Annotated in this window: 20 protein-coding genes, 1 pseudogene and 1 riboswitch; of the genes and pseudogenes, 10 read left to right on the top strand and 11 right to left on the bottom strand. The window is 64.3% G+C overall.

Annotation, left to right across the window (positions count from 1 at the left end; all coding sequences use genetic code 11):
• Positions 1–723, bottom strand: a 723-nt coding sequence (locus ACP5MM_RS08600) for an RNA-guided endonuclease InsQ/TnpB family protein (RefSeq protein WP_427934414.1), incomplete at its 3' end; no start/stop codon positions are given.
• Here ACP5MM_RS08600 and tnpA point away from each other — a divergent pair.
• On the top strand, positions 722–1,138 hold the full coding sequence (tnpA, locus tag ACP5MM_RS08595) for an IS200/IS605 family transposase (protein WP_427933188.1): 417 nt from the start codon (positions 722–724) through the stop codon (positions 1,136–1,138). The genes ACP5MM_RS08600 and tnpA overlap by 2 nt on opposite strands.
• Before the next feature lie 166 nt (positions 1,139–1,304).
• On the opposite strand, the gene ACP5MM_RS08590 is transcribed toward tnpA, so the two are convergent.
• From ACP5MM_RS08590 to ACP5MM_RS08550, 9 genes are all read right to left on the bottom strand, one after another.
• Positions 1,305–1,481: a hypothetical protein gene (locus ACP5MM_RS08590; protein ID WP_427932520.1), complete on the bottom strand. Its 177-nt coding sequence runs from the start codon at positions 1,479–1,481 to the stop codon at positions 1,305–1,307.
• Positions 1,482–1,516: 35 nt separating this feature from the next.
• Positions 1,517–3,784 carry an ATP-dependent Clp protease ATP-binding subunit ClpA gene (clpA, locus tag ACP5MM_RS08585; RefSeq protein ID WP_427934413.1) on the bottom strand — a complete coding sequence of 756 codons (2,268 nt, stop codon included), beginning with the start codon at positions 3,782–3,784 and terminating at the stop codon, positions 1,517–1,519.
• A gap of 3 nt (positions 3,785–3,787) precedes the next feature.
• Positions 3,788–4,096: an ATP-dependent Clp protease adapter ClpS gene (gene clpS, locus ACP5MM_RS08580; protein ID WP_427932524.1), complete on the bottom strand. Its 309-nt coding sequence runs from the start codon at positions 4,094–4,096 to the stop codon at positions 3,788–3,790.
• Positions 4,097–4,245: 149 nt separating this feature from the next.
• Positions 4,246–5,022 (bottom strand): peptidylprolyl isomerase, encoded by a 777-nt coding sequence (locus ACP5MM_RS08575; RefSeq protein WP_427932526.1) that lies wholly within the window; start codon positions 5,020–5,022, stop codon positions 4,246–4,248.
• Between the two features lie 63 nt (positions 5,023–5,085).
• Entirely contained in the window at positions 5,086–5,655 is a 570-nt protein-coding gene (locus tag ACP5MM_RS08570; protein ID WP_427934412.1) for a DJ-1 family glyoxalase III, read from the bottom strand.
• Positions 5,656–5,786: 131 nt separating this feature from the next.
• Positions 5,787–7,247: a S41 family peptidase gene (locus tag ACP5MM_RS08565; protein WP_427932530.1), complete on the bottom strand. Its 1,461-nt coding sequence runs from the start codon at positions 7,245–7,247 to the stop codon at positions 5,787–5,789.
• A 93-nt stretch (positions 7,248–7,340) separates the two neighbouring features.
• The gene (locus ACP5MM_RS08560; RefSeq protein ID WP_427932531.1) at positions 7,341–8,678 is read right to left on the bottom strand and encodes a murein hydrolase activator EnvC family protein; all 1,338 of its coding nucleotides are present in this window, start codon (positions 8,676–8,678) and stop codon (positions 7,341–7,343) included.
• A gap of 3 nt (positions 8,679–8,681) precedes the next feature.
• Positions 8,682–10,235 (bottom strand): 2,3-bisphosphoglycerate-independent phosphoglycerate mutase, encoded by a 1,554-nt coding sequence (gene gpmI, locus ACP5MM_RS08555; protein WP_427934410.1) that lies wholly within the window; start codon positions 10,233–10,235, stop codon positions 8,682–8,684.
• Between the two features lie 172 nt (positions 10,236–10,407).
• Positions 10,408–12,903 (bottom strand): glycogen/starch/alpha-glucan phosphorylase, encoded by a 2,496-nt coding sequence (locus ACP5MM_RS08550; protein ID WP_427934409.1) that lies wholly within the window; start codon positions 12,901–12,903, stop codon positions 10,408–10,410.
• 194 nt (positions 12,904–13,097) lie between these two features.
• On the opposite strand from ACP5MM_RS08550, the gene ACP5MM_RS08545 reads away from it, so the two are divergent.
• Together ACP5MM_RS08545 and ACP5MM_RS08540 are read left to right on the top strand one after the other, a co-directional pair.
• Positions 13,098–13,544, top strand: a complete 447-nt coding sequence (locus ACP5MM_RS08545; protein ID WP_427932536.1) for a host attachment protein — start codon at positions 13,098–13,100, stop codon at positions 13,542–13,544.
• A 16-nt stretch (positions 13,545–13,560) separates the two neighbouring features.
• Positions 13,561–13,950 (top strand): rhodanese-like domain-containing protein, encoded by a 390-nt coding sequence (locus ACP5MM_RS08540; protein ID WP_427932538.1) that lies wholly within the window; start codon positions 13,561–13,563, stop codon positions 13,948–13,950.
• Positions 13,951–14,004: 54 nt separating this feature from the next.
• Here the strand turns inward: ACP5MM_RS08540 and ACP5MM_RS08535 are convergent, their stop codons facing one another.
• Positions 14,005–14,946, bottom strand: a complete 942-nt coding sequence (locus ACP5MM_RS08535; protein ID WP_427932539.1) for a carbohydrate kinase family protein — start codon at positions 14,944–14,946, stop codon at positions 14,005–14,007.
• Between the two features lie 100 nt (positions 14,947–15,046).
• Between ACP5MM_RS08535 and ACP5MM_RS08530 the strand changes: the two genes are divergently transcribed.
• From ACP5MM_RS08530 to ACP5MM_RS08500, 7 genes and pseudogenes are all read left to right on the top strand, one after another.
• On the top strand, positions 15,047–15,679 hold the full coding sequence (locus ACP5MM_RS08530; protein ID WP_427934408.1) for an outer membrane beta-barrel protein: 633 nt from the start codon (positions 15,047–15,049) through the stop codon (positions 15,677–15,679).
• Between the two features lie 143 nt (positions 15,680–15,822).
• Entirely contained in the window at positions 15,823–16,992 is a 1,170-nt protein-coding gene (metK, locus tag ACP5MM_RS08525; RefSeq protein ID WP_427932543.1) for a methionine adenosyltransferase, read from the top strand.
• A gap of 55 nt (positions 16,993–17,047) precedes the next feature.
• Positions 17,048–17,125, top strand: a riboswitch (S-adenosyl-L-homocysteine riboswitch).
• 18 nt (positions 17,126–17,143) lie between these two features.
• The gene (gene ahcY / locus ACP5MM_RS08520; RefSeq protein WP_427932545.1) at positions 17,144–18,550 is read left to right on the top strand and encodes an adenosylhomocysteinase; all 1,407 of its coding nucleotides are present in this window, start codon (positions 17,144–17,146) and stop codon (positions 18,548–18,550) included.
• A complete protein-coding gene (gene metF, locus ACP5MM_RS08515) occupies positions 18,550–19,368 on the top strand; it encodes a methylenetetrahydrofolate reductase [NAD(P)H] (protein WP_427932546.1) in 819 nt (272 codons plus the stop codon). The genes ahcY and metF overlap by 1 nt, the downstream gene beginning before the upstream one ends.
• 91 nt (positions 19,369–19,459) lie before the next feature.
• Positions 19,460–20,332, top strand: a complete 873-nt coding sequence (locus ACP5MM_RS08510) for a phosphoribulokinase (RefSeq protein ID WP_427932548.1) — start codon at positions 19,460–19,462, stop codon at positions 20,330–20,332.
• A gap of 161 nt (positions 20,333–20,493) precedes the next feature.
• The gene (locus ACP5MM_RS08505; protein ID WP_427932550.1) at positions 20,494–20,889 is read left to right on the top strand and encodes a hypothetical protein; all 396 of its coding nucleotides are present in this window, start codon (positions 20,494–20,496) and stop codon (positions 20,887–20,889) included.
• A 242-nt stretch (positions 20,890–21,131) separates the two neighbouring features.
• A pseudogene (locus ACP5MM_RS08500) lies at positions 21,132–21,372 on the top strand (hypothetical protein); the annotation flags it as partial.

Here is a 21,372-nt window from a genome sequence, read left to right as displayed (position 1 = left end):
CCCGAGACGTTTCAATTCCGCTAACTGGTTCTTGAGGTGCCTGGGATTGGCAACCACTTCCATACCCTCCGGGGTGGCGATGGTCATGAACTCGGTCAGACCCCAATCGAATGCGCCCATCCCCATTCCACGCTCACGCTGTACGGTCTCCATTTCCAACGTGACGGATGCATACCACTTGCCCGCTTTGTGAACGATTTCGCAAGTGACAGGGGTGCCGGCCGTTCTGGCTTTGCCGCGAATAGACACCAGACCGATACCCTGAAGATACAGCTTGCCGTGGGCAGCACCATTCTCACCGGGGCTTGCGCCCTGCGAAGGGTGCAGTTTCCAGCCATCCCCGTGGGTCTTGTATCCCCAACCGAGATAGCGATGGAAGTTTTTGAAGCGGGGGAAACCCGGAGTTTCGCCATTCTTCACACGCCGGAAGAAGTGCTGAAAGGCTAGGTGCAGACGCTTGAGCGTCACCTGCTCCGACTGCGCGTTCTGTCCGGCCAGCGCGGGCACGGTCTTGCGCCATTGGGTAAGCACTTTGCATTGCTCGGCGAAGGAGAGTCCTTTGCCGGTTTCCTTGTACACGCGGATGCGTTCTTCCAGCGCCGTGTTATACAGCCGCTGATGCAAGCCAAGTGTTTCCTGCAACCGAGACTCTTGCTCGACATTGGGATACAGGCGATAGGTGACTTTGCGGTTCAGCATAGCTCGATTATATTCGGTTACCATGGCGATACAAACCCTAAGCACCCTGCATCATTGTGTTTATAACCTGAACTACCATTTGGTTCTGGTCACGAAGTATCGCCGCAAGTGCATGACCGGCCCCATGCTGGACCGTCTGGAGACCATCTGCCGCAATACGGCGGCAAAATGGGAGTGCGAGGTGCTGGAGTTCAACGGCGAGGCGGATCATGTGCACCTGCTCCTGGCGCTGACGCCCAAGGTATTACCATCAGCTTTCGTGAATAATCTCAAGACGGTCACCAGTCGCTTGCTGCGCAAGGAGTTTGCCGATCACCTGAAACGGTATTACTGGAGTAAACCCGTCTTCTGGAGCCGCAGTTACTGCATCCTGACCATGGGTGGAGCGCCCCTATCCGTGCTTAAGCAATACATCGAACAGCAGGAAAGGCCGGAATGATCGCCCTGACGGGCAATAGCGCCGCTTCACCACCCCCTGAACCGCTACACAGTTACAGGCGGAGCACACTGCGGCGCGTTCTGGTAGATCAGCGGGTCGGTCGGCACCGAAGTGGGGAGACTGCCTTTGTAAGGCACGACTTGCAGCCATTGACGTTCTGCAGATGTCAGGTCAAAGAAGTCGCCCACGATGTGGCCTGGTCAGCGGTCAAAGTCATCTGGCCCAGGCATGCGGCAGTCACCCATTCCTTGCTGAGCCCTACCTTTTTGGCGATGTCTGCCCATTTCAGATCGTTAGCTACCTTGTTGGCGATAATTTTTTCCGTCACTTCGACCCGGTTCATGCGGTTTTCCTGGGTTGCGCGGGATTCTGGCTTGATCAGGCCGGTTCCGGCGCTGGCTCGCGCAGCACTTCCACCACCGCTTTGCCATCCACCAGGGTCGCCAGGATGCGTCCGCCTTTTTTGATGTCGCCGAAAAGGATGTGGTCCGCCAGGGGCTTTTTGAGGTGCTCCTGGATCACCCGCGCCATGGGACGAGCGCCCATTTGCGGATCGTAGCCCTGCTTCGCCAGCCATTCCCGCAGCTCGGGACTGACCTCCAGACTGTAGCCCTTTTGCAGGAGCTGCTCGTCCAGCTCCATGAGGAACTTGTCCACCACATGCAGCACCACCTCAGGGGCCAGCGGCGCGAAGGGCACCACGGCATCGAGGCGGTTGCGGAATTCCGGCGAGAAGACGCGGCGAATGCTTTCCATTTCCTCGCCCTCCGCCTGCTTGGCCGCGTGAACGAAGCCCATGGCCTTTTTGCCATGGGTCTCGGCGCCGGCGTTGGTGGTCATGATCAGGATGACATTGCGGAAATCCACCGCATGGCCGCTGGCATCGGTGAGTTTCCCATGGTCCATGACCTGGAGGAGGATGTTGAAGATATCCGGATGGGCCTTCTCGATCTCGTCCAGGAGCAATACCGCATGGGGATGCTTGTTCACCGCCTCCGTCAACTGTCCGGCCTGGTCATACCCCACATATCCCGGCGGCGCGCCGATGAGCCGCGATACGGTATGGCGTTCCATGTATTCGCTCATGTCGAAACGCAGCAGGGGTATGCCCAGGAGGGCGGCCAATTGCCGGGTGAGCTCGGTCTTGCCCACGCCCGTCGGCCCCGAGAAGAGGAAGGCGCCCACGGGCTTTTCGTGATGGCGCAGGCCGGCACGGGCCATCTTGATGGCGGAACTCAACTCGTGGATGGCCGCTTCCTGGCCATAGATGACCAGACCAAGGTCCCGTTCCAGGTTCTTGAGGGACTGGCGGTCATCCATGGAGACGGTCTTGCCGGGGATGCGCGCCACGCGCGCCACCATCTCCTCGATGTCGTGGACGCCGATGCTCTTCTTGCGCTTGGAGGGCGGCAGGAGGGCCTGGGCGGCGCCCACCTCGTCGATGAGATCGATGGCCTTGTCGGGCAGGAAACGGTCATGGATGTGCTTGATGGACAGTTCCGCGGCCGCCCGCAGGGCCGCGTCCGTATAGCGCAAGGCATGGTGCGCCTCGAACTGGCCCTTGAGCCCGCGCAGGATCTGCACCGTCTCCTCCTGGGAAGGCTCCGGCACGTCGATCTTTTGGAAGCGCCGCGACAGGGCCCGATCCTTTTCGAAATACTGCCGATACTCCTGATAGGTGGTGGCACCGATGCACTTGAGCTCCCCCGAGGCCAGGGCCGGCTTGAGCAGGTTGGAGGCATCCATGGCGCCGCCGGAGGCCGCTCCCGCCCCCACCAGGGTATGGATCTCGTCGATGAAGAGGATGGCATGGGGTTTTTTGGCCAGGGCCTTGAGCACCCCCTTGAGGCGCTCCTCGAAGTCCCCGCGATAGCGGGATCCGGCGATGAGTGCCCCCATGTCGAGGGCGTACACGGTGGCGTCGGCGAGGATCTCGGGCACTCTGCCGGCGACGATGGCCCGCGCCAAGCCCTCGACGATGGCGGTCTTGCCCACGCCGGGCTCGCCCACGAAGAGCGGATTGTTCTTGCGCCGCCGCGCCAGGACCTGCAGCGCCCGGGTCAACTCTTCCTGGCGACCGATGAGGGGGTCGAGGCGGCCCCGGCGCGCCAAGGCGTTGAGATTGCGGGCATAAGCCGTCAGCGGGTCCTTGGCGGATTTCTTTTCCTCCGCTCCGCCGGGGGCGGCGGACTCTTCCTCTTCTTCGAAAAGATCGTCCTTGCGCACCCCGTGGGCCAGGTAATTGACCACATCCAGGCGCGACACCCGCGCCTTCTGCAGGAAGTAGACGGCATGGGACTCCCGCTCGGCAAAGAGCGCCACGAGGACGTTGGCCCCCGATACCGCATCCTTGCCCGCCGACTGCACATGGTACAGGGCGCGCTGGATGACGCGCTGGAAACCCACCGAGGGCTGCGTGTTGACCGTGCCCGCCGGTCCCGCCGCCGGCACCTTGTGTTCGAGGAAATCGCGGATCTCCCGCGCCAGGGCATCGCGATCGGCGCCGCAGGCTTCCAGCACTTCCATGCCTTGGGGGTTGTCCAGCAAGGCCAGCAGCAGGTGCTCCACGGAGGCATATTCATGACCGTAGGTGCGGGCAATCTGAAAGGACTGATTGATGGATTGTTCCAAGGCCTTGTCAATCATGGCTCACTCCTTTTCCATTATGCACCGTAACGGATGCTGGTGCTGTTGCGCATCGGCGGTGACCAGGGCGACCTTGGTTTCGGCCATGTCGTAGGGATAGATCCCGCCCAGCCCCTTCCCCCGCTCGTGGATGTGGAGCATGACCTCCACCGCCTCGGCATGGGTCTTGAGAAAATACTGTTCCAGCACATGCACCACATAATCCATGGGTGTGTAATCATCATTCAGGAGTACCACCCGATACATCCTGGGTTCCTGCACCCGGGGTTCACGCTCCAAGACCGTGTTCCGGCGGCGTTCCGTTCTACTCATGCGGCAGCTCCAACTACGCTCGTCAACGTCTGAGACTAAGTCTATTGTGGTCCCAAGGGCAGGCGCTGGCAAGGGCGGCGCCGCGCTCCAAAAAGCTCGGGCGCGGGTGTTGCCACCGCGCGCCCGAGCCCACCCCAGAGAGGTTGCGCTTACTTGGTGATGTCGATCTTGGCCTGGTTGCGCAGGTCGGAGACGAACTTGGCGGCCTCCTGCTGCTGCAATTGCAGCTTGAGCCGGTCTTTCATGGCGCTCAGGGGCGGCGGGGTCATAGCGCGGGTGGCCTGGACCTCGATGATGTGATAGCCGAACTGGGTCTGCACCGGGCCCACCGGCTTGTCGATGGGGGCGGATTCGACGGCCTGGGCAAAGGGCGGCACCACCATGCCCGGGACGATCCACCCCAGTTCGCCACCGTGGGCGGCGCTGGCCTTGTCAATGGAGTACTTCTGCGCCAGGGCCGAGAACTTCTGGCCCTTTTTCAGATCGCCCAGGACCTTGTCGGCTTCGGCCTTGGTCTTGACCAGGATGTGGCGGACTTCGTATTCCTTGTTGCCCATGGCCTTGATGAAGTTGCTATAGGCGGTCTGGATCTCGCCTTCGGGAATGGGATGCTCCTTGACGTATTGATCCACCGCCGCATCGGCCAGGATCTGGCGTTTGGCAATGGCCAGGCGCTCCTTGACGTCGGCGGACTGGTCGAGCTTGTGGGTAATGGCATACTGCGACAACACTTCCATGTTGACGAGGTTCTGCACCACCTGCTCACGGGCGTTGGGTTCTTTGGCCAGTTCCGGGCTCATGGACATGATGGCCTGGACCTGGCTGTTGTCGATGGGCTGACCGTTGACGGTGGCCACAGGGGCGGCGAAGGCGGGGGTCGCGCAGACGCCAAGGATGGCGGCGAGGACGATGGAACGAAATTTCATGAAAGATTCCTTTAGCAAGAGTTGCTTAGACTATTATCCATAGTGACGGGGAAAGAGAAAGCCTTAGCTGACATGGGACCGCTGCAAGGGGGCTTCGACCTGGGCGCGCTGGGCGGGGCCGAGGAGGAGTTCCACCAGGGTGAGGGCGAAATCCATGGCGGTGCCGGGGCCACGGGAAGTCACCAGGGGACCATCCACCACCACCGCTGTTTCCTGGTAGTGATAATGGGGACTGTGGGGATCGAGGGTGCCCGGATAGGCCGTGACGGCCCGCCCGTCGAGGAGGCCCTGGGCGGCAAGAACGCCGGGCGCGGCGCAAATGGCGGCGATCATCTCGCCCCGTTCCTGGCGCTCCCGGAGCAGGCCGAGGAGGCGAGGGTCCTCCCCGAGCCGCTGACTCCCCAGGCGTCCGCCGGGCAGGACCAACAGGTCGAAGGATTCCTGCGCGACGTCGGCCAGGAGGGCGTCGGGCAGGATCTGTATCCCGCGAGCGCTGCGCACCGGGCCCGCGCCCAGTCCCGCCAGGGTGACCTGGACATCGGCACGGCGCAGGATGTCGCAGACGATGACGGCTTCCATGTCTTCAAAACCCTCGGCAAGGGGAATGAGGACGTGGGGCATGGATACGTTCACCGCAACTCCTTATCACTGAGGTCAACCCGGAAACTCCACATCATTGGACCACCGCGCCCGCAAAACTATCCCGCCAGATCCGGGCGGAAGTCAACCACCCATCCCGAAAACGGCCGTTGCCGAATCGAGGATTACTGGCCGACGGCCTTGGGTAGCGGAATGCGCTCTTCCACCGTCTCCTTGCCCACCTGCACGGGCACCTGCTTATCCTGGAGAATGGCCATGGCCTCGCGCAACTGGTAATCCTTGGCCAGATCCGGTCGTTGCGTGATGCTTTCGGACAGGGCCGCCTCGGCCTCCTGCTTCTCGGATTGCGTCAGCGCCGTGGGCGCCTTGGCCTCGGCCCCGGCGGGCAGGGCGAGGGTATATTGGGGCGTGAGCTTGGCGCATTCGCTGGGTGCCTTGAGGACCCCGTGGAGTTCCGATTCCTTGAGCAGATCCCCATCCAGGGCGCGTAGCTGGGCATTGGCGGGCTGTACTTCCACATTGGGAACGATGCCCTGGCCCTGGATGGAACAGCCGGCGGGGGTGAAGTAGAGGGCGGTGGTGAGCTTGAGGGCCCCGCCGTTGCTGAGCGGCATGACCGTTTGCACCGAGCCCTTGCCGAAGCTGCGCTGACCGAGCACCAGGGCGCGGCCGTCATCCTTCAGGGCGCCGGTGACGATCTCCGCGGCGGAGGCGGAGCCGCCGTTGATGAGGACGATGAGGGGCGCGCCGTGGAGATAGTCCGGTCCGCTGGCCTTGAACTGCATGTCGCTGTCGGCGATGCGTCCCTTGGTATAGACGATCAGACCGTGGTTGAGGAAGGTGTTGGCCGTTTCCACCCCGGCGCCGAGCACGCCGCCGGGGTTGTTGCGCAGATCCAGGATCAGGCCCTTGAGGTGGCCGCCGGCTTCCTTTTCCAGACCCTCCACGGCCCGCCGGGTCTCGGTGCCGGTATTGTCCTGGAACTGGCTGATGCGGATGTAGCCGTAGCCGGGAGCCAGCATGAAGGCGCGCACGCTCTGCACCTTGATGATGGCGCGGATGAGGGTGAGGGTGATGGGCTGATTTTGGTGGGGGCGAAGAATGGTCAGGGTGATCTTGCTCCCCGGCTTGCCGCGCATCATGTCCACGGTTTCCTGCAGGCTCATGCCCTGCACGGCCTTGCCGTCGATCTTGATGATGAGGTCGCCGGGCTGGATGCCGGCCTTGGCGGCGGGGGTGCCGTCGATGGGAGCCACCACCTTGATGATCCCGTGGTCGGCGGTGACCTCGATGCCGAGCCCGCCGAACTTGCCGTCGGTGAATACCTCCATCTCCTTGAATTCTTTTGGATCGAGGTAGGCAGAGTGGGGATCGAGGGCGCTGACCATGCCGTTGATGGCCCCTTCCATGAGCTTTTTGTCCGAGGCCGGATCCACGTAATCGGACTTGATCAGGCTGAAGACCTGACTAAAGGTCTGGATCTCCTCCAGGGGAACGCCGCTGCGCTCCTTGTCGGCATAGACGGCTACCGCGAAACTGAGTCCAGCGCCGATGATCACGCCGATACCGACCCCGAGGAGGGTGCGTGGCCGTGGCCTGGGGAAGGGAGGGGTGGGCATGGACATACTCGGTTGTCTCCAGTGGCGTCTCATGGGCGCCGAAGGCGATCATTGTAAAGGAAAATAACGCGGGAGGGCAGGGCGGCAGGGAGCGCGGCGTCAGTTGTGAATATAATCCAGCGGGTTGACGGGATGGCCGCCGTTGCGCATCTCGAAATATAAACCATCGCTGCCCAGTTCGCCCCCGCTGCCCACGCTGCCGATCTCCTGCCCCTGGGATACCTTTTCGCCCACATGGGCGCTGGTCGCCCCCAGGTGCCCGTAAATGGCCAGCAGGCTCCGCCCTTGCTGGACGATGACGATTTCGCCGTAACCCCGCAGCGGTCCGGCATAGAGGACCATGCCGGGGGCGATGGCATGGACCGGCGTGCCGACGGCGGCCTGGAAGGTAACCCCCTGCCAGTCGAGGCCGCCCGTCACCCGCGGGCTGCCGAAGCGGGCGGTGATGGGCCCGGACACGGGCGGGGGGAAGGCGCCGTGACCGACGATGGGCCCGGCCTCCCTGACGGGGGCGCTGGGTGGAAGCGGGGCTTGGGCGGCACGGGGAGGCGTTGCCACGGCCGGGGCCTCCCGCACCGCTGGCCGCTGGGCCCGTTCCCGCGCCTGGGCGCGCGCCTCCGCCGCACGGCGCGCCGCTTCCGCCGCCGCCTGACGACGGGCCGCGGCTGCGGCCCGTTCCCGGGCCAGTTGTTCCTGGCGCTGGGCCTGGGCGACGAGGCGCTGGATGAGGCCGTCCAGTTGCCGGGCATTGGCCTGCAGCTCCTGGATGCGGGCGCGGTCGGCGGCAATGCGGTCGGCCAGTTGTTCTTCCAGGGCGGCGTGCTGGGTGCGCTGCTGCTGCAGGGCGCTTTCCTGGGCGCTGATGCGCTGGGCCAGGGTGTCCAGGGCCGATTCCTGGGTCCGGACCTGGGTCTGGGTGATCTGCAACTGCGCGGCCGTTGCCTGGGTCCCGGCGATGAGCGCCGACCGTGCCTTGGCGAGGGCCTGGTAGTAGACCTCCATGCGCCCGAGTTGGGCGGGACGTTCCGTTTGCAGCCAGGCCGCCAGGGGCGAAACCCCTCCCATCATGTAGGCCGAGCGCAGTTGCCGGGCAAGGATGGCTTTTTGTTGCTGCAGTTTGGCCTGGAGCTGGGCGACCTCGGTCTTGAGACTGGCAAGGCGTTGCTGGGTGGCGTTCCGCTGCTGCTGAACGCTCCTGAGCCGGGCCGTGGCGGCGGCGATCTGCTGATCCAGGGCCCGGATCTCGGCCTGGATCTGCGCCTGGGATTTTTGTCCGGCGGCCAGGTGGGCGCGCAGTTGGCCGAGGTTTTGGTGGATATTCTGCAACTGCTGGCGCGAATTCTGGATTTTTTCCTGGAGGCTGGCGCCGTGGCCGGCGGGCAGGTAGAGCAGGGTCAGGGCGGCGAGGGTCGCGGCGGAACAGGCGGATTTGCGCATGGTTCAGGCGCGCTGGGCCAGGCCGAGGGGGCCGAGCTGAACCAGGCTTTTTCCGCCCATCTCCGGCGGGATGGGCAAGCCCATGAGGGTGAGCAGGGTGGGGGCGATGTCCTCCAGCGCTCCCCCGGGCAGGACCTGCGCCGACCGGCCGATGTAGAGCAGCGGTACGGGGTTGCAGGTGTGGGCGGTGTGGGCCTGCTGGCTTTGGTGGTCGCGCATCTGCTCGACGTTGCCGTGGTCGGCGGTGATGAGGATTTCGCCCCCATGGCCGCGCACGGCCTCGACGATGCGTCCCAGGTTGCGATCGACGGCCTCCACGGCGGCGATGGCCGCATCCATCCGGCCGCAGTGGCCCACCATGTCGGGGTTGGCGATATTGCAGATGATGACGTCGTAGTCCTGGCTGGCAACGCGCTCGATGAGGGTATCGCCGAGTTCCGCGACGCTCATCTCCGGCTGCAGGTCATAGGTGGGCACATTGGGCGAGGGAATGAGCACGCGCTCCTCGCCGGGAAAGACCTTTTCCTCGCCGCCATTGAAAAAGAAGGTGACGTGGGCGTATTTCTCGGTTTCGGCAATGCGCAGTTGGCGCAGGCCGAACTGGGACACCCACTCGCCGAAGGTGTTTTTGAGGCGGGTGGGGGGATAGGCCACGGCCACGGCAAAGGCCTCGCTGTACTCGGTGAGGGTGGTGAAGGCGGCCAACTGCGGCCGCGCCTGCCGGTGGAAGCCGCTGAAATCGGCCTCGATGAAGGGGCGGGTGATCTGCCGGGCGCGGTCGGAACGGAAGTTCATGAACAGCACGCTGTCGCCATCGCGGATGCAGGCCGGTACGGTGCCGATGCGCGTCGCCGTGACGAACTCATCGCTCTCCCCCCGCGCGTAGGCCGCCGCCAGGGCTTCGTCGCCGCTGGCGGCGACGTGACCGTGGCCCAGGGTGAGCAGGTCGTAGGCCTGTTGGATGCGGTCCCAGCGATGATCGCGGTCCATGGCGAAGTAGCGGCCGATGAGGGAGGCGAGGGCCCCGCCGTGTTGCGCGATTTCGGCGTCGAGGCGGGCCAGGGAGGCGGCGGCGCTACGGGGGGCGGTGTCGCGGCCGTCGAGGAAGGCATGGATATAGACCTCCTCGGCGCCGCGGCTGCGTGCCAGGCGCAGGGCGGCGAAGAGGTGCTCCTCGTGGGAATGCACGCCGCCGTCGGAGAGGAGGCCCAGGATATGCACGGCCTTGCCCCGTCCGGCCGCCGCATCCACGGCGGCGCAGAGGGTGGCGTTCTGGTAAAAGCTGCCGGTCTCGATGGCGCGGTTGATGCGCTCATACTCCTGATAGACGACCCGGCCGGCCCCCAGGTTGAGGTGCCCCACTTCGCTGTTGCCCATCTGGCCCCGGGGCAATCCCACGGCGGCCTCGGAGGCCGTCAGCAGGCCGTGGGGATGGGTCTGCCACCAGCCATCCCAGTGGGGAGTGCGAGCCTGGGCAATGGCGTTGTCGTCCCCCCCTTCCCGATAGCCCCATCCATCCAGGATCATCAGCACGATGGGGCGCGGTTTTTGGGCCATAAATTTCCTCATGTAGTGCGGACTGCTCGCGGGGGGTGGCGGCGGCTTGGCCGAGAGCGGCCCTCACCGCTGCTGGCCAGGCCCCATTTCCCCCTCAAAATCCGCTGCATTAAAGCAGATCGCGGGCCTGCTGTCATGGGGCGGCGGCCCGTGGCGTGCGGGGTTGCCGGCATCAGCCCCCAGCCACCGCCGCCAGCGGGTCCAGATGCCAGATATCGGCATTGTACTGGGCGATGGTGCGGTCGCTGGAAAAGCCGCCGCTGGCGGCGGTGTTGAGGATGCTGAGGCGCAGCCAGTGGGCCTGATCCTGCCAGGCAGTCGCCACTTCGCGCTGGACCAGTTTGTAGCTGGTGAAGTCCGCCGCCACCATCCAGGGGTCGTGGGGATGGAGCAGGGCGCCGATGATGGGATCGAAAATGCCCGGCTCGAACTGGTTGAAATAGCCGCTTTGCAAAAGCTCCACCACGCGCTGCAGATCCGGGTCGGCCTGGAGGTAGAGGCGGGGATCGTAATGGGGGCGGAGTTCCGCCACCTCGCCGGCATTGAGGCCGAAAAGAAAGAAATGGTCATGGCCGACGGCATCGCGGATCTCGATGTTGGCGCCGTCCAGGGTACCGATGGTGATGGCCCCGTTCATCATGAATTTCATGTTGCCGGTGCCCGAGGCCTCCTTGCCGGCGGTGGAGATCTGTTCCGAGAGGTCCGTGCCGGCACAGATCCGCTCCATCACCGATACCCGGTAATCCGGCAGGAAGGCCACGCGCAGGAGGCCCGCGGTGGCCGGGTCGGCATTGATGACCTCGGCCAGGTTGTTGATGAGCTTGATGATGCGCTTGGCCATGAAATAGCCCGGCGCGGCCTTGCCGGCGAAGAGCACATTGCGCGGCGTGATCTCCGCCTCCTCGCCGCGCTTGATGCGGTCGTAGAGGTGGATGACGTGAAGGGCGTTGAGCAGTTGCCGCTTGTATTCGTGGATGCGCTTGACCTGGACGTCGAAGAGGGCGCCGGGATCGAAGCGCACGCCCGTATGGGCATGGACGAGTTCCGCCAGATGGACCTTGTTGGCCTGGCGCACGGCCGCCCAGCGGCGGCGGAAATCGGCGTCATCGGCGGCGGGGGCCAGGGCCTGCAGGGCGGCGAGGTCGCGTTTCCAGGCCTCGCCGATGCGGCTGGAGAGCAGTGCCGAGAGGCCCGGATTGGCCCATTGCAGCCAGCGGCGCGGTGTCACGCCGTTGGTTTTGTTGTTGAACTTTTCCGGCCACAGGGCATGGAAGTCGGCAAAGAGTTCCTCCCGGAGAAGCTCGGTATGCAGGGCGGCCACGCCGTTGACGGAGAAGCTCCCCACCACCGCCAGATGGGCCATGCGCACCATGGGCTGGGCGCCTTCTTCGACGATGGACAGGCGCCGCAGACGCTCGGTGTCGCCGGGCCAGTGGCGGGCCACGTCCGTGAGGAAACGGGCGTTGATCTCGAAGATGATCTCCAGCAGGCGCGGCAGCAGTTGCCGAAAGAGGCGCACCGGCCATTTCTCCAGGGCCTCGGGCAGGAGGGTATGGTTGGTATAGGCCATGGTTTTCCCGGTGATGGCCCAGGCCTGGTCCCAGTCCAGGCCATGCTCGTCCATGAGCAGGCGCATGAGTTCGGGCACGGCGCAACTGGGGTGGGTGTCGTTGAGCTGGAAGCAATGATGATCGGCAAAGTGGCTGAAATCGTGGCCGTACTCGGTGACCCAGTCGGAGAGCACGTCCTGGAGGCTCGCCGAGGCGAGGAAATACTGCTGGCGCAGGCGCAGCTCCTTGCCGTTCTCGCTGCTGTCGTTGGGATAGAGGACCATGCTGATATGCTCGGCGGCATTCTTGGCCGCCACCGCCTCGGGGTAGGCGCCGGCGTTGAATTCGCCGAGATCGAAGACATCCGTGGCCGCCGCCCGCCACAGGCGCAGGGTGTTGACCACCTCGTTGCGATATCCGGGAATGGGGATGTCGTAGGGCACGGCCAGCACGTCGTTGCAGTCCACCCAGCGAAAGCGCAGCCGCCCCTGATCGTCGTGGAAGGGCTCGCTGCGGCCCCCGAAATGAATGGGGCGCACCCGATCCGGCCGCTTCAGTTCCCAGGGATAGCCATCCTTGAGCCAGTGGTCGGGTTCTTCGGTCTGTTCGCCGTTGATGATCTCCTGACGGAACATGCCGTAGGCATAGCGGATGCCATAGCCCGTCACCGGCAGACGCAAGGTGGCGCAACTGTCGAGGAAGCAGGCCGCAAGCCGGCCCAGGCCGCCGTTGCCCAGGCCCGCGTCGTGCTCCATCTCCATGATGTCCGTCAGTTCCAGCCCTTCCTGGGCGAGGGCCTGCGCGGCGCTCTCTTCCAGGCCGAGGTTGAGCAGGGTATTGCCCAGGCTGCGGCCGAGAAGGAACTCCATGGAGAGATATAAGGTGCGTTTGCTGCGCTGCTGGCGGCGCAGGTTTTCGCTGGCCTTCCAGCGCTCCACGAGGCGGTCCCGCAGGCTCATGGCCAAGGCGGTGTAGAGGTGCGGAGAAATCGCGCTTTCCCGATCGCGTCCCAGGGTGCGCAAGAAATAATGGCGCAGATCCCTGCACAGGCTGTCGGCGTCCATGCCGAGGGCGGGCAGGCTGCAGGCACTGATGGTGGGGCAGGTATCAGCGGACATGGGCATTCCTTGGGCGGAGAATCGTTCTTCTTACAGGGTAAAGCTACCAGAATGCCGGGGAGAAGGGGAGGCCTTGGTTTTTGGCCGGGGGATACCCATACTTGCATTACGGGGGCGGGCGCGCCGTTCGCTGCGCGCCCGCCCCGGGTCGGCAGGGCATTTTTGGTTCACACATAAATTCAAGGGGAATAACAATGACCAGCACCTGGGTATTGGTAAGCAACGCCGCCGAGGCACGGCTTTTTCTCAATGAAGGCTGTGGCAAGGGGTTGCAGCTCGTCCATAGTTGGGCGCATCCCGACAGTCGCAAGCATGAAGGGGATCTCGTCACGGATAGCGCCAGTCGTACCCAGCAAAGCGACGGCCGGGGGGCGCGCTCCGCCATCCAGTGGGAGACCAGCCCCAAGGAAACGGAAATGCAGCGATTTGCCGCGGAATTGATGGAATACCTCGCGGCGGGTCGGGTGGCGGGGGACTTTCGCCATCTGGTCCTGGTGGCCCCGCCCCATTTCCTGGGCCTGCTCCGGGAAAAAATGGATGCCGCCACCAGCGCTACGGTGCGCGCCACCTTGAACAAGGATTACAGCCAGGAAGCGGTGCCGGAACTGGTGGAGCGCCTTGCCAAGGTGATATGTCCCTGAAGCGGAGGGAGGTGCCATGGCGAAATCCTTGGGGGACTACATCCGCGAGGCGCGGCGGCAGATCCGTGAAATCGACTGCGACACCCTGGAAGACTGGCTGCGCAGCCGCGACGATGTCCTGGTCGTGGACGTGCGGGAAGCGGACGAGTATCTGGAGGGGCATTTGCCCGATGCCATCCTCGTGCCGCGGGGCAATCTCGAGGCCCTGGCCGATCCCGATTACGGGCACCATCATCCGCAACTGGCCGCCGCCCGGGATCGGCCCGTGGTGCTCTACTGCACCAGCGGGGCGCGCTCGGCGCTGGCCGCCCTCACCCTCCAGGAAATGGGCTTTGCCCAGGTCTACAACCTGGCGGGCGGGCTGGACGTCTGGGATGCCGAAGACAAGCCGGTGACGAGCGGCTGAGGCTGGTCCGGCGGTTGGCAGGGCCGTTTTGCCCACCACCCCTGGGCGCAAATTTCAGTCCGGGGAGTGGCCGAAGTTCTCCCGGAAACGGGCGCTGAATTCCGCCCAGGTGAAGTGGTGATTCTGGGTGCCCGCCGTTTCGATCTTGTAGGCGCCCATGAGGGAGGCGATGCGCCCGCTGGTCTCCCAGTCCATTTCCTTGTCCAGACCGAAGAGCAGGCCGGCGCGGTAGGCATCGCCGCAGCCGGTGGGGTCTTTGACGGCCATGGGCCGGGCCGCCGGAATGAGGATCTCCCGGCCATCGGCATGGATGACGGACCCGTGTTCGCCGCGGGTGACCACCAGGGCCCGCAGGCGCTGGCTGAGGGCGGCGGTGCTCAGGCCCGTGCGCGCCTCCACCAGCTTGCATTCATAGTCGTTCACCGTCAGATAGTCGGCGCGGTCGATGAGGCGCAGCAGGGTTTCGCCATCGAAGAGCGGCAAGCCCTGGCCCGGATCGAAGATGCAGGGGATGCCGGCGGCCGCGAGGTCCTCGGTATGCTGGATCATGGCCGCCAGGCCGTCGGGGGCGACAATGGCCCAGCGCGCGCCTTCCGGAATGTTCCCGGCCAGGCGATTGTCCTGGGCGAGAAACATGGCGCCCGGGTGAAAGGCGGTGATCTGGTTGTCGTCGAGATCCGTGGTGATGAAGGCTTGGGCCGTGTAGTGGTCGGGCAGGATGCGCAGGAGGGAGGTATCGATCCGCAGCGCCTGCAGGTGTTCCTGGTAAGGCGTGAAATCCCTGCCGGCGGTGCCGACGATGACGGGCTCCCCCCCCAGGAGCTTGAGGTTGTAGGCGATGTTCCCGGCGCAGCCGCCAAAGTCCCGGCGCATCTCGGGCACCGTGAAGGACACGTTCAGCATGTGTACCTGATCGGGAAGGATGTGCGCCTTGAAGTGATCCTGAAAGACCATGATGGTATCAAAGGCCAGGGAACCGCAGACGATGGTGGACATGGCATCTCCTTGTTGGAATTTTGTCAAAAAAAGATTGGGAATTGTGGTAGAATGGTCGAAATTAGGTTATCATGTTAACAGGAAATGAATCGTTGCGCGCGTGAGTGCGGAGATTGGGGTGATGAAGAAGTCATTGCGGGTGCTGACAGCGTTTTTGGCCATGATCGCGGCGGGCTCGGCCTGGGCCGTCGGCCCTGCTGCGCGTGGCGAAACCTACATCAACCTCTTCGGCGGCAATACCTTCTTTGACCAGGCGGCGGGTCTGGGCTTGGGCAGCGGCAACAACGGCGGCGTGGTGGGCGTGCGCCTGGGGCATCGCATCGACGCCCATCTCGGCGTGGAGGCCCAGGTGGCGGCGGCCTTTGCCCATCTGCAGGGCGAGGTGAAGGGCGGCAATGCCGGACAGTACAGCGGCGCCGTCATCGGCAACCTCTACGCCTTCGCCAGCCCCAGCACGCCGTACCTCTCCCTGGGGCTGGGCGCCTCCAGCAACCTCTTCGGCAACCGCCTGGGCCGCAGTACCGAACTCATGGGCGTCTTCGGCGTGGGATATCAGCAACTCCTGGGGCGGCATTTCGGCCTGCGCCTGGATGTGCAGGACCAGATGCTTTTCAACGCGCCGGTCCTGGGCGGCCAGAACCTCAACGATGTGCAGGTCACGGGCGGGTTGTCCTACTTCTGGGGCGGCAGCGAGCGCAAGGCCTTCCCGGTGATCGGCCCCAAGGGCCAGTAAGCCGTCCTTCCGCCGCCCTGGCGGTGAATTCCGTTGCCGGCAACGTGAGCAGGATTCATTTCGACCATTCCCCATTCCTTTGCTATAGTGCCCGCTGTCCCTGGCGCCTGGAGCGCAGGCCTGTTTAGCGAGGAGCTTTACGAATGTCCAGAAACTACCTGTTCACCTCCGAATCCGTCTCCGAAGGTCATCCCGACAAGGTTGCCGACCAGATCTCCGATGCCATTCTGGACGCCATCCTGACCCAGGATCCGCGGGGGCGGGTGGCGGCGGAGACCCTGATCACCACGGGCCTCATCGTCCTGGCGGGGGAGATCACCACCACGGCGCAGGTGGACTATGCCGACGTGGCGCGGCAGACGGTGCGGCGCATCGGCTACAACTCCTCCGAGATGGGCTTCGACTGGGCCTCCTGCGCCGTGGTGCAGACCCTCGACAAACAGTCGCCGGACATCGCCCAGGGAGTGAATGAAGGCAGCGGCGTCGATCTGGACCAGGGCGCCGGCGACCAGGGCCTCATGTTCGGCTATGCCTGCGACGAAACCGACGTGCTCATGCCGACCCCCATCTACTATGCCCACCGTCTCACCGAGCGCCAGGCCATGGTGCGCAAGGATGGCCGCCTGCCCTGGCTGCGCCCCGACGCCAAGAGCCAGGTCACGGTGCGCTACGAGGGCGGCCGACCGGTGGCCATCGATGCCGTGGTCCTCTCCACCCAGCACAGTCCCGATATCAGCCATGAAGACCTGGTGGCCGCCGTCCGCGAGGAAATCATCATCCCGGTCCTGCCCCGGGAAATGCTGCACAAGGACACCAAATACTTCATCAACCCCACCGGCCGCTTCGTCATCGGCGGCCCCGTGGGCGACTGCGGCCTGACCGGGCGCAAGATCATCGTCGACACCTACGGCGGCCAGGGCAGCCATGGCGGCGGCGCCTTCTCCGGCAAGGACCCGTCCAAGGTGGATCGCTCTTCTTCCTATGCCGGCCGCTATGTGGCCAAGAACATCGTCGCCGCCGGCCTGGCCAGCCGCTGCGAAGTGCAGATGGCCTACGCCATCGGCATTTCCCAGCCCGTGAGCCTGATGGTGGATACCTTTGGCACCGGCGCCATCGACGACGACCGCATCGCCGCGCTGGTGCGCGAGCACTTCGATCTGCGCCCCAAGGGCATCATCCAGATGCTTGACCTGCTCCGGCCCATCTACGGCAAGACGGCCGCCTACGGCCACTTCGGCCGGGAAGAGCCCGAGTTCACCTGGGAGCGCACCGACAAGGCCGCCGCCCTGCGTGACGCCGCCGGTCTGCGCTAGAGGCCGGTCCCAACACCGTTTTCGATGGAAGCGGGGGTTCGCCCCGCTGGATGCGCGGATCGAGGAGCGCTGCAGCGGGACATCCGCCAGGCTCGATCCGCCATCATTTGGCTTCAAACCGCGCTCGCTTTCATGCACGAGGAATCGCCCCATGAATGCTGTGCTCAAATCGTTCACCGATTACAAAGTAGCCGACGCCACCCTGGCCGACTGGGGACGCAAGGAAATCCGCATCGCCGAGACGGAAATGCCGGCCCTCATGGCCATCCGTCGCAAGTACCAGGCGCAGCAGCCCCTCAAGGGCGCGCGCATTGCCGGCTGCATCCACATGACCATCCAGACCGCCGTACTCATCGAGACCCTGGCCGCCCTGGGCGCCGAGCTGCGCTGGTCCTCCTGCAACATCTTCTCCACCCAGGATCACGCCGCCGCCGCCGTGGCCGCCGCGGGCACCCCGGTGTTCGCCTGGAAGGGCGAGACGGAAGAGGAATACTGGTGGTGCGTGGAACAGACCATCAGCGGCCCCAACGGCTGGCGCCCCAACCTGATCCTCGACGACGGCGGCGATCTCACCGGCCTGCTCCATGAGAAGCACCCGGAGCTCCTGGACCATATCCACGGCGTCTCCGAAGAAACCACCACCGGCGTCCATCGTCTCTGGGAAATGCTCCGCAACGGCACCCTGAAGATCCCCGCCGTCAACGTCAACGACTCGGTGACCAAGAGCAAGAACGACAACAAGTATGGTTGCCGCCACTCCCTCAACGACGCCATCAAGCGCGCCACCGACCATCTCCTCTCGGGCAAAAAGGCCCTGGTGCTGGGCTACGGCGACGTGGGCAAAGGCTCCGCGGCCTCCCTGCGCCAGGAAGGCATGATCGTGCGGGTGACGGAAGTGGATCCCATCTGCGCCATGCAGGCCTGCATGGACGGCTATGAGGTGGTGTCTCCCTACCTCAACGGCGTCAACGACGGCACGGACGCCTGCATCAACCGCGAGCTGCTGGCCCACACCGACATCCTGGTCACCGCCACGGGCGATCTGAATGTCTGCGATGCGCCCATGCTCAAGGCCCTCAAGAAAGGCGCCGTGGTCTGCAACATCGGCCATTTCGACAACGAGATCGACACCGCCTTCATGCGCCGGCACTGGGCCTGGGACGAGATCAAGCCGCAGGTCCACAAGGTCTATCGCGATACCCCGGCCGGGCACACGCCCAACCAGGACAGCGGCGATTACCTGATCCTGCTCTCCGAAGGACGTCTGGTGAACCTGGGCAACGCCACCGGCCACCCCAGCCGCATCATGGACGGCTCCTTTGCGGATCAGGTCCTGGCGCAGATCCACCTCTACGCCGAACGCTTCGCCGACCTGCCGGCGGCGGACAAGGCCGCCCGCATCGGCGTCACGGTCCTGCCCAAGACCCTCGATGAAGAAGTGGCCCGCTACATGGTGGAAGGCTTCGGCGGCGTCATCACCCGCCTGACGCCGGCCCAGGCCAACTATCTGGGCGTGCCCGCCGAGGGCCCCTTCAAAAGCGACGAGTACCGCTACTGATGGCCCACTCCGTCGAGTTCTTCCCGCCCAAGAACGCCGCCGGCGAGGCGCGCTTGCGGGAGGCCATCGCCGCCCTCCTGCCCCTGGGCCCCGAGTACGCCTCGGTGACCTTCGGGGCCGGCGGCTCCACCCGCGAACGCACCTTTGCCACGGTGGAGATGATCCTCCGCGATTATCCCCTGGAGGCCGTGCCGCATCTGTCCTGCATCGGCTCCACCCCGGAAGGCATCCGCGAGATCCTGGAACGTTACCGGCAGCAAGGCGTCAAGCGGATCGTCGCCCTGCGCGGCGACCTGCCCGCGGGCATGGACAACCCCGGCAGCTTCCGGCATGCCAGGGAACTCGTTGCCTTCATTCACGCCTTCGGCGGTTTCGAGATCTTCGTGGCCGGCTATCCCGAGGTCCATCCCCTGGCCCCCTCCGCCCTGCTCGGCATCGAGCATCTGGTGGCCAAGGTGCAGGCGGGTGCCAGCGCCATCATCACCCAATACTTCTTCAATCCCGATGCCTACGCCCAGTTGCGCGACGACCTGGAGCGCCGGGACGTGACGGTGCCCATCATTCCCGGCGTCATGCCCATCGTCAATTACGAGCAGATCGCCCGCTTCTCCGCCCAGTGCGGCGCGGAGATCCCCCGCTACATCCGCCTGCGCATGGAGGCCTACGGCGACGACCTGGCGGCCCAGATGGAGTACGGCATCGAACTCCTCTCCCGCCAGTGCGAAACCCTCCTGGCCCAGGGCGCCCCCGATCTGCATTTTTACACCCTCAATCAGGCGGAGCCCACGGCCAGCATCTGGCGCAATCTCCATCTTTGAGCGGTCTCGCAGCTTTGCTAAACTCGGACACCAGATGAGCCGGGCAGCAGGCGCTGCGGCTTGGAAAAATTCATTCTCAAGGAGGAAACCCATGTCCAAAAAATACCCCGTCATCGCCGTCACCGGCTCATCGGGTGCCGGCACCACCACGGTCAAGCACGCCTTCAACGACATCTTTCGCCGCCTGAAGCTCAACCCGGTGGTCATCGAAGGCGACAGCTTCCATCGCTACAACCGCGCCGAGATGCGCGAAGCCATCGCCAAGGCCGCGGCCCAAGGCAAGACCATCAGCCACTTCGGCCCCGAGGGCAACGACTTCGAGGCCCTGGAGCGGCTCTTCCGCGAGTACGGCGAAACGGGTCAGGGGCAGATGCGCTACTACGTCCATGACGACGCCGAAGCCGAACTGCGGGGCAGCGCGCCCGGCACCTTCACCCCCTGGCAGTCCATCCCCAGCGGCACCGATCTGCTCTTCTACGAAGGCCTGCATGGCGGCGTGCAGACCGAGGGCGTCGATGTCTCCAATTATGTGGACCTGCTGGTGGGGGTCGTCCCGGTGGTCAACCTGGAGTGGATCCAGAAGATCCATCGCGACAATGCCCAGCGCGGCTACTCCGCCGAGGCCATCGTCGACACCATCCTGCGCCGCATGCCCGACTATATCCACTACGTCACGCCCCAGTTCAGCCGGGCCCATATCAATTTCCAGCGGGTGCCCCTGGTGGATACCTCCAACCCCTTCATCGCCCGGGATATCCCCACCCCCGACGAGAGCATGGTGGTGATCCGCTTCCGCAACCCCAAGGAAGAGAATTTCCCCTACCTCCTGCAGATGATCCCGGGCAGCTTCATGTCCCGCGCCAACACCATCGTCATCCCCGGCACCAAGATGGGCTTCGCCATGGAGATCATCCTCGGCCCGCGCATCGACATCATGATGGAGGAGAAAGGCACCGCGGTTTGATTCGAGCCGGGTGGCAACCGCCATCGCCTATTGATGCGAATCCCCTGAGGACATGGATCTTCCGGGGATTTTTTTTGGATTGGGACCTCTTCCGCCGGCAACCCCCGGTTGAAAATGGTCCAAAATTCGGAATAAAATTTATTCAGAAAGGAGTATATGGAATGGCAAAATCACCGCTGATCCCCGCCCTTGGTCTCGGTGCCGTCCTGGCCCTTTCCGGCTGCGCCGCCACCGTCGCCCCTCAGTTCAACCCTATTCCTTATTATACCTATTATCCCGCCTCCCTGAGCGTGGTCACCCAGGCTGCCCGGCAAGCCCTGCCCCAGGCGGGCATGCACCTCGCCGGCGTCAGGCAGACCAGCCCGGATACGGTGGAGGTCCACGGCTTCGACCCCGAAGGCAACGCCATCCTCATCACCCTCCACGCCGAAAGCGCCGCCGTCACCCGCTTCACCGCCCGTATCGGCCTCATCGGCCACCTCAAGGAGGTGGAGGAGATCGAACACTGGATGGGCAAGGATGTCGGCAAGGCCATTTCCGCCAATCCTCCCGGTTGAACATTTGCCCGCGCATTCCCCCTGCCGGGCCGTAGGCCAGGAGGGGGTCAAGCGGGCTGTTGGGCCTTGCGCGGTTTTTCCTTGGTCCCCTGACTCTCTACATAACGCCGCACGGTCTCCAGCGTGGCGTTACCGACACTGCCCACATACCTGAATCCGTGAGTTCGCTGCCAGAAAGCAGGAGCAACGCTATGTTTTCCATGGTATAATGTGTCCTGGCTCGTTTCACCCAATGGGTGCACATGGAACCCACGAAATTTATCCTCGAACACAGCGGCGGCCCGCTGACCTCCCTGGCTGGACTGACCCTGGTTGGCCAAGCCCTGCATCGGTTTGCTCAACTGCCGCAACTCGTAGACCCGTCCTTGCCTGTGCGCTCGGGTATCCCCAACAGCGATATTCTCGCGGTGAATCCCCCCGAGTTTTGTGGAGGGCTTTATTCGTTCCTCATGCTGCTTTTGAGGTCGGCAGTTTCAACTGAGC

The organism is Acidithiobacillus sp. (assembly GCF_049965315.1).
GTDB lineage: Bacteria > Pseudomonadota > Gammaproteobacteria > Acidithiobacillales > Acidithiobacillaceae > Acidithiobacillus_B.
This window is presented reverse-complemented; position numbering and strand designations above follow the sequence as displayed.

Coding starts and splice junctions, on each gene's coding strand:
- clpS (WP_427932524.1), bottom strand. CDS start 4,096: ATGAGTAGAACGGAACGCCGCCGGAACACGGTCTTGGAGCGTGAACCC.
- ACP5MM_RS08540 (WP_427932538.1), top strand. CDS start 13,561: ATGGCGAAATCCTTGGGGGACTACATCCGCGAGGCGCGGCGGCAGATC.
- clpA (WP_427934413.1), bottom strand. CDS start 3,784: ATGATTGACAAGGCCTTGGAACAATCCATCAATCAGTCCTTTCAGATT.
- ACP5MM_RS08550 (WP_427934409.1), bottom strand. CDS start 12,903: ATGTCCGCTGATACCTGCCCCACCATCAGTGCCTGCAGCCTGCCCGCC.
- gpmI (WP_427934410.1), bottom strand. CDS start 10,235: ATGGCCCAAAAACCGCGCCCCATCGTGCTGATGATCCTGGATGGATGG.
- ACP5MM_RS08510 (WP_427932548.1), top strand. CDS start 19,460: ATGTCCAAAAAATACCCCGTCATCGCCGTCACCGGCTCATCGGGTGCC.
- ACP5MM_RS08575 (WP_427932526.1), bottom strand. CDS start 5,022: ATGAAATTTCGTTCCATCGTCCTCGCCGCCATCCTTGGCGTCTGCGCG.
- ahcY (WP_427932545.1), top strand. CDS start 17,144: ATGAATGCTGTGCTCAAATCGTTCACCGATTACAAAGTAGCCGACGCC.
- ACP5MM_RS08590 (WP_427932520.1), bottom strand. CDS start 1,481: ATGAACCGGGTCGAAGTGACGGAAAAAATTATCGCCAACAAGGTAGCT.
- metK (WP_427932543.1), top strand. CDS start 15,823: ATGTCCAGAAACTACCTGTTCACCTCCGAATCCGTCTCCGAAGGTCAT.
- ACP5MM_RS08505 (WP_427932550.1), top strand. CDS start 20,494: ATGGCAAAATCACCGCTGATCCCCGCCCTTGGTCTCGGTGCCGTCCTG.
- ACP5MM_RS08535 (WP_427932539.1), bottom strand. CDS start 14,946: ATGTCCACCATCGTCTGCGGTTCCCTGGCCTTTGATACCATCATGGTC.
- ACP5MM_RS08565 (WP_427932530.1), bottom strand. CDS start 7,247: ATGTCCATGCCCACCCCTCCCTTCCCCAGGCCACGGCCACGCACCCTC.
- ACP5MM_RS08545 (WP_427932536.1), top strand. CDS start 13,098: ATGACCAGCACCTGGGTATTGGTAAGCAACGCCGCCGAGGCACGGCTT.
- ACP5MM_RS08560 (WP_427932531.1), bottom strand. CDS start 8,678: ATGCGCAAATCCGCCTGTTCCGCCGCGACCCTCGCCGCCCTGACCCTG.
- tnpA (WP_427933188.1), top strand. CDS start 722: ATGGCGATACAAACCCTAAGCACCCTGCATCATTGTGTTTATAACCTG.
- metF (WP_427932546.1), top strand. CDS start 18,550: ATGGCCCACTCCGTCGAGTTCTTCCCGCCCAAGAACGCCGCCGGCGAG.